Origin of the sequence: Solitalea canadensis DSM 3403 (genome assembly GCF_000242635.2) — a bacterium.
GTDB classification, from domain to species: Bacteria; Bacteroidota; Bacteroidia; order Sphingobacteriales; family Sphingobacteriaceae; genus Solitalea; species Solitalea canadensis.
In genome coordinates this window covers 4321063-4332678 of the sequence record NC_017770.1, presented here as the reverse complement: position 1 = coordinate 4332678, position 11616 = coordinate 4321063, and the positions used below count along the sequence as shown (strand labels likewise).

General features: G+C 39.2%; 8 protein-coding genes. 7 read left to right on the top strand and 1 reads right to left on the bottom strand.

Annotation, left to right across the window (positions count from 1 at the left end; translation table 11 throughout):
- The first annotated feature begins 6 nt into the window (after positions 1 to 6).
- The 6 genes from SOLCA_RS18165 to SOLCA_RS18140 all read left to right on the top strand — a co-directional run bounded on the left by SOLCA_RS18165 (position 7) and on the right by SOLCA_RS18140 (position 8202).
- A complete protein-coding gene (locus SOLCA_RS18165; RefSeq protein WP_014681931.1) occupies positions 7 to 1506 on the top strand; it encodes a SusD/RagB family nutrient-binding outer membrane lipoprotein in 1500 nt (499 codons plus the stop codon).
- 17 nt (positions 1507 to 1523) lie between these two features.
- The gene (locus tag SOLCA_RS22520; RefSeq protein WP_014681930.1) at positions 1524 to 2084 is read left to right on the top strand and encodes a lipid-binding protein; all 561 of its coding nucleotides are present in this window, start codon (positions 1524 to 1526) and stop codon (positions 2082 to 2084) included.
- A 244-nt stretch (positions 2085 to 2328) separates the two neighbouring features.
- The gene (locus SOLCA_RS18155; RefSeq protein WP_014681929.1) at positions 2329 to 5535 is read left to right on the top strand and encodes a SusC/RagA family TonB-linked outer membrane protein; all 3207 of its coding nucleotides are present in this window, start codon (positions 2329 to 2331) and stop codon (positions 5533 to 5535) included.
- An 18-nt stretch (positions 5536 to 5553) separates the two neighbouring features.
- Complete coding sequence (locus tag SOLCA_RS18150) at positions 5554 to 7044, top strand: SusD/RagB family nutrient-binding outer membrane lipoprotein (protein ID WP_014681928.1); 1491 nt, start codon at positions 5554 to 5556, stop codon at positions 7042 to 7044.
- Between the two features lie 5 nt (positions 7045 to 7049).
- Positions 7050 to 7703, top strand: a complete 654-nt coding sequence (locus tag SOLCA_RS18145) for a DUF5011 domain-containing protein (protein ID WP_014681927.1) — start codon at positions 7050 to 7052, stop codon at positions 7701 to 7703.
- Positions 7704 to 7713: 10 nt separating this feature from the next.
- Positions 7714 to 8202, top strand: a complete 489-nt coding sequence (locus SOLCA_RS18140; protein ID WP_014681926.1) for a lipid-binding protein — start codon at positions 7714 to 7716, stop codon at positions 8200 to 8202.
- A gap of 75 nt (positions 8203 to 8277) precedes the next feature.
- On the opposite strand, the gene SOLCA_RS18135 is transcribed toward SOLCA_RS18140, so the two are convergent.
- Positions 8278 to 9180: a S66 peptidase family protein gene (locus SOLCA_RS18135; RefSeq protein WP_014681925.1), complete on the bottom strand. Its 903-nt coding sequence runs from the start codon at positions 9178 to 9180 to the stop codon at positions 8278 to 8280.
- Between the two features lie 206 nt (positions 9181 to 9386).
- Here SOLCA_RS18135 and metG point away from each other — a divergent pair, with 206 nt between their 5' ends.
- Entirely contained in the window at positions 9387 to 11498 is a 2112-nt protein-coding gene (metG, locus tag SOLCA_RS18130; protein ID WP_014681924.1) for a methionine--tRNA ligase, read from the top strand.
- The last annotated feature ends 118 nt before the right edge of the window (positions 11499 to 11616 follow it).

The following is an 11616-nucleotide window of genomic DNA, read 5'->3' as shown; positions in this document are numbered from 1 at the left end:
TGAATGATGAAAAAAAGATTCTTATTTAAATCAACTATATTGTTATCTACAGCATTATTGCTGTCGACAACATCATGCCAGGACTTCCTGGACGTAAACAAAGACCCAAGTAATCCAGAGGTTTCTGAAGGTCAGCCGGTTTCAATATTTCCTGCCGCTGTAGCTTCTACAGGCGGTACTATTGGAGCTCAATATGCAATTTTAGGTGGTATCTGGAGTCAGCATTGGACTCAAGCTGCTACTTCAAATCAATTTAAAGATATTGACTCATACAACCTTACAGCGTCAAGCTTAAATAACCAGTTTGATGAAATGTATGCAGGAGCGCTTAATGATTATCAATTTATCATTAAAAAATCTGAAGCATCGCAAGATTGGTTCTATTTCTTGGCTGCAACAGTAATGAAAGCCTATACATTACAAGTAATGGTTGACTTGTATGACAAAGTTCCTTATTCACAAGCTTTCCAAGGATTAGATAACTTAACTCCTGCTTATGATGATGGAGATAAAGTGTATGCAGGGTTAATTGCTGAGATCGATAATGCATTGCAAAAAGATTTTACAGCAGCTTCAAACTCAACTCCGGCAGGTCCTGACATCGTTTTGTCTGGAAGTGTTGATAATTGGAAGCGTTTTGCAAATACATTGAAATTAAAAATGTACTTGCGTATGATCAATGTTAAGCCTGCTGAAGCATTAGCTGGTATTAATAAATTGTACACAGATAAAGTAAACTTCTTAGAAGTTGATGCGGCGATGAAGAACTTTCAGGATTCACCTGATAAGTCAAATCCATTATTTGAGTTTAACAACCGTCGTTTGAATACATCATTGAACTTACGTGCTAGTAAAACAATGATGTCTTGGTTGCAGGCAAATAATGACCCAAGACTATCGGTTTATTATAAGTTCCCATCAACTAAGCCAGCTACAACTACTTGGATCCCTTTAGATCAGGGTAATTTTAATACAACACAGGCGGACAGAACAAATGTGTCGGTTGCTAATATTTTACCATTGGCTCCTGTTTATTTTATTTCTGCATCTGAATCTTTCTTTTTACAGGCTGAAGCATTGGAAAGAATTACTCCAAACGCTCCTGCAGCAAAATCTATGTATGATAAAGCGGTAGTTGCGGCATTTGCTCAAAACTCGGTAGACGGTACAAGCTTTGTAGCAGCTGGCGGTAAATATGCGTATCCTGCAGCAGGAACTTTTGAGCAAAAATTAGAATCTATTATCACTCAAAAGTGGGCTTCTATGGTTGGATCACATGCACTTGAGGCATATTTTGAGAAAAATCGTACTGGATATCCTGTAACTAGTAGTGTTTATTCTGACAATGCGGCTTATGTTCCAGGTCAATTAGTTTATCCAAAAGAAGGAATAACTGGAGGTGTTTTCCCAAGACGTTTAATTTTCTCTGATAGAGATCGTCAACGCAATCCAAATGTTCCTGCAATGGTACCACTTACTACTAAGGTATGGTGGGATGTTAAATAATTTAATGGATAGGAAGTATGAAATTTAAAAATATATTATCAGCTGTGCTTGTTTTAAGTTCAGTTGTCGCAATAACATCATGTGATAAAACTGAGAGCGACGAATTTGAATACGTAGCTCCAGCCGGCAAATTAGCCGGCGAGTGGTTTGTTACATTAAAAGATGGTGGAACTAGTGCACTTACAGGTGTTAGGCCATACGCTAAATTATTAACTTTTAATGATGTTAATAAAGGTGATTCTTTATGGGTACAATCAGTAAACTTAACATATCAAGATGCTGATAAAAACACTTTCCCTGTAAGATTTGGAACTAAAGCGATAAAAGTTAAATCTATTGCTGATGCCAATGCTTTAACTTTTTCTATTGCACAAGGCAAAAATGTAGCTAGCGGAACGGTGGCTCCTAAGGTTACTATTTTGAATTCTAAAATTTTAAAAGGTCAAGGTAAATCACTTTCAGGAAATCCGGTTGATAGTATCTACATTGAAGTTCAATACTCAGATACTCCAGGCAAGACATTTATTTTGTCAGGGCATCAACGTACTGGGTTTGGTGAAGATGAACCACATTATTAGTATTTACTAATTACAACGCCGTTCTTAATTAAGAACGGCGTTTTTATTTACAATTTGTTTTAAAAAAGTTACAAATCTACTTCTTTTTGTAACAAACCTACCTATCTCATTCCTTTCCTTCTTTTTTTTCATCCCAAAGCTCAATTTTAATTGTTTTTCATCTTTTTTTGGAGCGATTATTTGCATTTATAAACCAATTTTTTTTGTTAAATTGGTGTAATTCAATCAACTAAACTTCGCTCTCATGAAGAAAAATTTACTATTAGTCGCCTGGCTAGTAATGTATGCTTTTGTTAGCATGGCGCAAAACCGCACCATTACTGGTACGGTTACGGACAAAATCGACGGTCAGCCCATTCCGGGGGTCACCATTCAGATTAAAGGCACGGCCCTGGGTACTCAAACTAACTCTGACGGAAAGTATTCTCTTTCTGCTCCTACTGACGCCAAAACAATCATCTTTCAGTACATTGGTTATGTTACCAGGGAGGTTACTTTAGGTACAGGCAGTGTGTATAACATTGCATTGGATCAAGATACCCGTCAGCTGGGTGAGGTTGTGGTAACAGCCCTTGGTGTTGGTCGTGAAAAGAAATCATTAGGTTACTCTGCTACTAAGGTAGCATCTGAAGAAATTAACCGGGCTTCTCCAGTCAATATTATGGGGGGCTTACAAGGCAAAGTTGCCGGGGTTGATATCTCGTCAACTACAGGTGCTCCCGGTGGTTCAAGTAAAGTGATTTTGCGAGGATTCTCTTCTATTAATGGTAGTAACCAGCCATTATTTGTTATTGATGGAGTACCGGTAAACAATAGTCGCGCCGGAGGAACCTCCACCACTTTAACGGAGAATTATGACTTTGGTAATGCCATGAACGATATCAATCCAAATGATATCGAAAGTGTAAACATTCTAAAGGGCACTGCTGCGTCATCGCTGTATGGTTCAAGGGGTGCTAATGGTGTTGTGGTAATCACCACTAAAAAAGGAAAGGCAGGTGGATTCAAAGTTGATTTTACATCAGCAGCCTCTTTCACCCAAGTATCTTATGTGCCAGCTGTTCAAGAAAAATTCGGACAAGGTTGGGATGGAACGTTTATTCTCTCAGAAAATGGTAGTTGGGGACCTAAAATGGATGGAGTCACTCGTCCTTGGGGAGCTATCGTGAATAATACCCAATTAATAAAGCCATTTTCTTTTGTTGAAGATAATTTTAGAAATGCATTCGACACAGGAGGAGAGTTTAATAATACTATTTCACTAACCGGTGGAAATGAGAATTCTAATTTTTACCTGTCATACGGAAACGTTGCCAGTAATGGTATGATGCCAGGTGATAATGACTCTTACAATAGAAATAACATTTCCCTGAATGGTTCAACAAAGGTTAAAAACTTTACAGCAAGCGCTACTTTTAATTATGTGGGTAAAAACCAAAAATTTGTTGAGGTAGGACAAGCTCAATCGGGTATTGCGGCTAACTTTTATGAAGATGTGTTGCAAATTCCTGTTGATATTCCCATTGAACAATTACAGGATTACCAAAACACCTACTTTAATGTAGATAATTATTTTACTCCATTTGCAGAGAATCCATATTATCCATTAGCAGAAAATAGCTCTAATTTCAAAACTAACCGTATTTACGGTAATGTTGAACTTAAACTGCAAGCTACCAACTGGCTAAGTTTTATGCTGCAGCAGGGAGCTGATATTTCCAACTCAACTAATAAGATTTGGCATGCTAAAAATGCTCCTTCTCCAGGTAGCTGGAATGATGGAGCCAATGTTGAAGGTGCTCAACGACAGGCGGACGTAGGAAACGTGGTGGAAGGTTCTGAGAAATATTTCGAATATGATTCAAAATTGCATGCCAACTTTGAAAGAACTATCAATGCCGATTTCGGTATTAACGGCTTAGTTGGTTTGAATTATAATGACAGAGGATACAGAACGCTTTATACTTCCGTGGAAGACCTTACTATTCCTGGATTTTATGATATATCCAATTCATTGAATCAGCCGGTAAGTACTGAACGTGAAAGCCATAGACGACTAATTGGTTTGTATGCTTCGGCAACAATTGCCTATAAGAATTATGCATTCGTAACATTAAATGCTCGTAATGACTGGAGTTCAACGCTTCCTAAAGGCAACAATAGCTTCTTCTACCCAAGTGTAAGTGGATCCCTTGTTATATCAGATATGACTGACTTAACTAAAGCTCAAATTAGCTTTTTGAAAATCAGGGCAAGTTGGGGTCAAACAGGTAATGACGCCACTCCTTATTATGTATATAATATTTTGCGTGCGGCAAACGTACCTGTACGCGGAACAGGAACAACCATTACATTCCCTGTAGCTGGTGTTTCTGGTTTCAGTATTGATAATACATTGAGAAATCCACAATTGAAACCTGAGATCAGTACCGAAACAGAATTAGGCGCTGAAATGAAGTTTCTGAATAACAGATTAGGATTTGATTTTACTTATTATAATAAAGTAAGTAAGGATCAGATTTTGCCAATCGACGCAGCTCCATCTTCTGGATACAAACTGAGAATTGTCAATTTTGGTAAGCTTAGAAATCGCGGTATTGAGTTAGCGGTTAATGCAACTCCGGTAAAGACAGCCGCATTTAACTGGGACATAGGTTACACCTTTGCGCAGAACAAGAACATTGTATTGGAATTGCCTGAGGGTTTAACTCAGATTCAACTAAATGACGCTTATGACGCTAAGTTTTTAGCTATGGTGGGTAAGCCCCTTGGAGTACTTACCGCTCCGGTTCCAAAATTATCTCCTGATGGAAGAATTATCGTTAACCCTGACAATGGGTACGCAGTTCCTAATCCAGATGATGCAGAATTCGGAACCAGCCAACGTGATTTCACAATGGGCTTAACGAATAGTTTCTCTTATAAAGGCTTTACTCTAGGTTTCGTATTTGATTGGCGCAAGGGTGGAGTATTCTACTCAGGCACTGCCGACTTGCTAAACTTTACAGGTAATGCGAATAATACCACTTACAATGATCGTAAGCCATTTATTATTCCAAATTCAGTTAACGAGATCGATAACGGCGACGGTACATTCAGCTATGTAGAAAATACAACTCCTATTACTGAAAATACTGTGGATGATTATTACTATCACACTAGTAATAAGGCCCTTTCTTATTATAACCGGATTTTTGATAAGTCCTTTATTAAACTGAGAGAAGTAACGCTTACTTATCTGTTGCCTAAAAATTGGGTTAGCTCGGTAAAAGCTTCAAGTGCTTCTATTTCGTTATTTGGACGTAATCTTTGGATGTGGCTTCCATCTGAAAACAGGACTATTGACCCTGAAGTATCCAACTTCGGTAATGATTTAACCAGTGAGTTTGGTGAATTCAGAACAGGCCCTTCAACCCGTTCATTTGGTGCATCCTTAAGAGTGTCGTTCTAAATCTTAATCAAAAGTATCATGAAAATTTCATTCAATTATAAGCATATTTTTCTAGCAACAGCCACCCTGTTTTTGGTGAGTTGCGATAGCTTGCTTGATATAAACGAGGATCCTAATAACCCTCCAATTGAGCAAGCAACCCCAGAAGTGTTATTTCCGGCTGCTGTTATGTCAAGTGCAGGTATGATAGGGGGGCAATTAACAATTGTAGGGGGTATTTGGTCACAGTATTGGGCGCAGTCTTCTTTTTCTAATCAGTATAAAGAAATCGACTCCTATAACCTCACCCGTATAAACGAAGAAGTAAACCTTCCTTACGAAGAGTTAATGGCAGGAGCTTTGGCCGATTATCAGTTGTCAATTCAGAAATCACTAGAAAGAAGTGATTGGCGTTATTACCTGATGTCGGTGGTAATGAAAGCCTATACATTCCAGGTTGTGGCCGATTTATATGATCAGGTTCCTTATTCCCAAGCATTTCAAGGCGCAGGGAATCTTCAGCCTAAATTTGATGATGGCTATAGTATTTATGTAGCATCATTAGCCCAAATTGACGATGCACTGTCGAAAGACTTTAAAAGTCAACCGTTAGATGCAGCTCAACAAAAGTCTGATTTTGTATTTGGTGGAGATATGGATAAATGGGAACAATTTGCCAATACATTAAAATTGAAAATGTATTTGCGAATGGTAAACGCTAAACCAGCGGAAGCTGAAGCAGGTATCAGAGCATTGTATCAGGCAGATGCCAGTTTTCTTTCTGAGGGGGCCGGGGTAACTGCTTTTGAAGACATTCCGAATAAGAGTAATCCATTTTACGAGTTTAATATCAGAAGGTTGAATACTACCACAAACATCAGAGCCAGTATAACCTTTGTAAGTTGGTTAACACTTCATAAAGACCCTAGAGCAGTATCTTATTTCGGAAATGCCAATCCAATTGGCATTCATCAGGGCGACTTTAATGCAACTGTTCAGGAGCAACCAACATATGGTAATGCCAGCGTTTTTGTTCAGCATGCTACAGATCCGGTGTGGTTTATTTCAGCTGCCGAGTCAAATCTTATGCAGGCTGAGGCTCTTGAAAGATATTTTGGTGGCGCAGGTGCTAAAGATAAGTATGATACAGGTGTTACAGAGGCATTCGCTGAACTTGGTTTAACTCCGGGAACTCTTTTGACAGGTGACTATGCTTATCCGACAGGAACGTTTGAGCAAAAACTAGAAGCAATTATTGTTCAAAAATGGGCAGCATTTCCAGGTTCGCATGCGTTGGAAGCATTCTTTGAGCAAAGTAGAACGGGATATCCTAGAATAAGTCCGGTTTATTCAACAGATCCAAGGTATCTTGGTGAAGACCGCCAGGGGCAATGGGTTTATGCGAAAAACGGATTTACTCAAGGACGTTTTCCAAAACGATTGGTATTTCCAGATTATGAGCAAACACGTAATAGTAATACTCCTGCTGAAGTTCCGATTTATACGAATGTATGGTGGGCTAAACAATAATAACTATGAAGACATATCTAAAACTCATGATATTATTTCTTTGTATGGTAGGGTTATCATGCAAAAAATACGATACAACATATCCGGAAGGGTATGTGGGAACCTCTAAAATCACTCAGTATCCAATCCTTACTTTAAATGGAGACCGCTATATGGCGTTTGTTAACGGTGGTACTTTTGTAGACCCTGGCGCAACTGCTAAAGCGGGTGATCAAGATGTTCCAGTTACTGTAACCGGGTCAGTGGATAGTTCTACCCCGGGAGTGTATACATTAACCTATTCCGCTGTTAATAGCGACGGTTTCTCTGCCTCAGTTAATAGGACTGTTATTATTGCCACTGTGGATGCCAGTGCTGAGAATAATGATTTTTCTGGAAACTATGCAAGAAATACGAATGGTTCTGTAGCTGTCTGGACAAGAATAGCACCTGGGGTTTATACCGTATTTAATCCGGGAGGGGCTCCGGGAACCAATCTTACTGTTGTTGTTGTGAATTCAACGGGAACCGAAATTGAAATTCCTGAGCAGGCAGCAAGCGATGGTTCTCCAACCTCATCGTCCGATGAAGTTTATTCGCTAGGCCCTCCAGCAACGTACAAATGGGTAATCCTAAATCCGGGATACGGAACAGCATTAAGAACATTCATTAAACAATAATTGACTGGATATGAAAACATATATAAAAGTATTGATTGTAGCATTTACGGCCATTGTTTCCTCAACTATGATTTCCTGTGAAAGGGATAATCCAGATCCGGGAGGAACAGCAACTCAAAATTTGGCTGGAGAATGGTGGGTGCAATGGGATCAGTTGCCAGGTGTATATTTCCATATTGTAACCTATAATACCTCTGCTAATTCTGCTTCAGAGATGTGGTTTGACGATCAAGGAACTTTCTGGGAAGTAAAAGGAAAAATAAACACTGATCAAAACAGTCTTTCGTTTTCTGGAAGTGATATTCAGAATGTGTACTATGATAGTAAATTTACCATTACCGAAGGTAAAGTAATCAAGGAAGGAGCAAAAGGTCCGGTTTCCAAATCAGTAACGGATTCTATTTATTTCAAAATCTCTTTCTCTGATGATGATCCGGTAGGTACTGTGTACACATTATCAGGTTATGGAAGAACACGCTATGCAGAAGATGATCACTAATTATGATGATTAGATAAATTCACACAAAGTCGCAAAGACGCTAAGTTTATTTCTTTGCGACTTTGAGTGAATTCTTTACTCCTGCCAGAAACTAATAGTATCGCCAATTCGTAAAGTGGCTTTATGCCCTAGCTTAATGGCGCGATTATCGGCAATATGTCCTGCCGGAAAATTAAAGCAAACAGGGAAATCATAATCCTTCACTTTCTCCCAGATAATCTCTTCATAACTCAACCCAAACGGAATCTCATTATCCTGCAGTTCGGTAAAACTACCCACAATTAGTCCGCGGATGTTCTGCAGTTTGCCCGAACGCTTCAGGTTCCACATCATCCGGTCGAGGTTATACATCCATTCGCCTACCTCTTCAATGAACAAAATTTTGTCGTACATGTATAATTCTGAAACGGTATTCTGAATCGTATGAATTAACGATAAATTACCCCCAACAATTTCACCTTCAATTTCACCATAACGATTATAAGGAGAACTGTTATTGAACGTATAAGCCAATTCATCTCCAAACAATGCCTTCTTCAACGAATCGATAGCTTCAGGAGTTTTATTGTCGATAATAACCGGCATTGAAGCATGTAAGGTTGGGATTTCGTACATGCTGTTAATATGCGAATGCAAAATGGTGACATCACTAAAACCCACCAACCATTTCGGGTTAGCAAGCAATCCGGAGAAATCAACCGAATCAATCATACGAACCGTTCCGTAGCCGCCTCTTGCGCAAACAATGGCCTTCACGTCAGGATCATTGAAAAAGTCAGTCAGGTTTTGTGCCCTTAAGGTGTCATCTCCACCGAAAATATTCCACTCAACACCTATCGTGCTACCAAGTTTTACTTTTAATCCCCAGCTTTCAAATAACTTAATAGCAGGCTGAAGTTGTTCAATATCTACATAACGAGCTGTGCACAAGATACCAATCGTATCACCAGCTTGTAAATAAGGCGGAATTTTGTTCATAACGCAAAGTAAAGAATTGATTAGGAAATTAGAGGTTTCGGGTTGCGAATTGCATTTGAGAAATGGTAAAATAAATAAACTTCAGATTTCAAGTCATGAATAATAAAACTCGTAACACGTAACCCGGAATCATTACAACGAAAACCTTATCTTTGCCGAGTTTTTGTGATTCTCAAATCCAAAACCCCATATTTCAAATCTAAAGAATGAAGCAATTCAAAAGATATACTGTTACCTCAGCGTTGCCATATACTAATGGTCCGGTTCATATTGGTCACTTAGCAGGAGCTTACTTACCTGCTGATATTTTTGTTCGTTACCTGCGTTCAAAAGGTAGGGAAGTAGTGTTTATTTGTGGGTCAGACGAGCATGGAGTGCCTATTACCATTAAAGCAAAGGCTGAAGGCGTAACCCCTCAACAAGTAGTAGATAAGTATCATAAAATCATTGGCGATTCATTCCGTGATTTTGGTATTTCATTCGATATTTATCACCGTACATCTTCACAAACTCACCATGAAACATCAGCTGATTTCTTTAAGAAATTATATGATAAAGGCGAATTTATTGTGGAAGAGAGTGAACAGTATTTTGATGAAAAAGCACATCAATTCTTAGCCGATCGTTACATCACCGGAACTTGTCCGGAATGTGGTTACGATAAAGCTTATGGAGATCAGTGTGAAAGCTGTGGATCAACATTAAATGCAACAGAACTCATCAATCCTAAATCAACCTTAAGTGGTGAGCCTCCTGTATTAAAATCAACTAAACACTGGTATTTACCATTGGACAAATATCAGCCTAAGCTGGAAAAATACATTTTGGAAGACCATCAAAACTGGAAAACCAACGTATTCGGACAGTGTAAATCGTGGTTATCACAAGGATTACAGCCTCGTGCCGTAACCCGCGACTTGGAGTGGGGAGTACCTGTTCCGGTTGAAGGAGCCGAAGGAAAAGTGCTTTACGTTTGGTTTGATGCTCCTATCGGTTATATCTCTGCAACTAAAGAATTATTCAAATCGAAAGAAGCCGGTTATCCTGCTGCTAAGAAAGAAGAATATTACCTGAATGTTCGTGAGCCGCAGTCAGGTGCAGCGAATTGGGAAGAACACTGGAAATCGGAAGATACCAAACTGGTGCACTTTATCGGTAAGGATAATATCGTATTCCACTGCCTGATTTTCCCTGCGATGTTAATGGCTGATGGTACTTATACATTAGCGGATGATGTTCCGGCTAATGAGTTCCTGAACCTGGAGAACAATAAGATCTCAACCTCTCGTAACTGGGCAGTTTGGCTGAATGATTACCTGGTTGACTTTAAAGATAAGCAAGACGTATTGCGTTACGTTTTATGCTCAACCTTTCCTGAAACAAAAGACAACGATTTTACCTGGAAAGATTACCAGGCTCGTAATAACAATGAGCTGGTAGCCATCTTCGGAAACTTCATTAACCGCGTTGCGGTATTAACGCACAAATATTACGAAGGTGTTGTTCCTGCTTTAGGCACATTAACCGACTTTGATAAAGAAGTTATTGAAGAGTTGAAAAGCTATCCGGCTAAGATCGGAGCCTCAATTGAAGCTTATCGTTTCCGTGAAGCAATGCAAGAGTTCATGAACCTTGCACGTTTAGGAAATAAATACCTGGCTGATACCGAGCCATGGAAATTGATTAAGACCGATGAGGAACGAGTAAAAACCATTATGAACATTGGTTTACAGATTGCTGCCAACCTTTCTGTTTTAGCAGAGCCATTTATTCCATTTAGCGCTAAAAAGTTAGCAGATATGTTAAACCTTGCTGAAACTGCATGGGATAAAACGGGAGACATTAATTTATTGCCGGAAGGTGATCAGATTGCTGAAGCGGCTTTGTTATTTGAGAAAGTGGAAGACAGCGTGATCGAACAGCAATTACAAAAATTGGAAGCTTCGAAAGCAGCCAATGAAGCTGCTTCAAAAACGGTAACGCCTGCAAAAGAAAACATCACCTTTGATGAATTCTCTAAAATGGATATCCGTGTCGGAACCATTTTAGCAGCGGAAAAAGTGGCAAAAACCAAGAAATTGTTAAAGCTTACCATCGACACAGGAATCGATCAGCGTACTGTTGTTTCGGGTATTGCAGAATATTTCGAGCCTGAAAACATCATTGGTCAGCAAGTGAGTATTTTGGTAAACCTGGCACCAAGAGAGATCAAAGGCATTGAATCTCAGGGAATGATCCTGATGGCAGAAGATGCTGACGGTAAACTCTGTTTTGCCGCCCCAACCGCAGCCGTAAAAAATGGTAGCGAAATCAGGTAATCATATTAACTGAAAGTTTTCAGATACGGGTTCAAAACATTAGTTTTGCCGCTGAAATAAAGATATATTCTTTTTTGAGGATATGGCCCGGTAGTTCAATGGGTATCCCGGCTGAGCC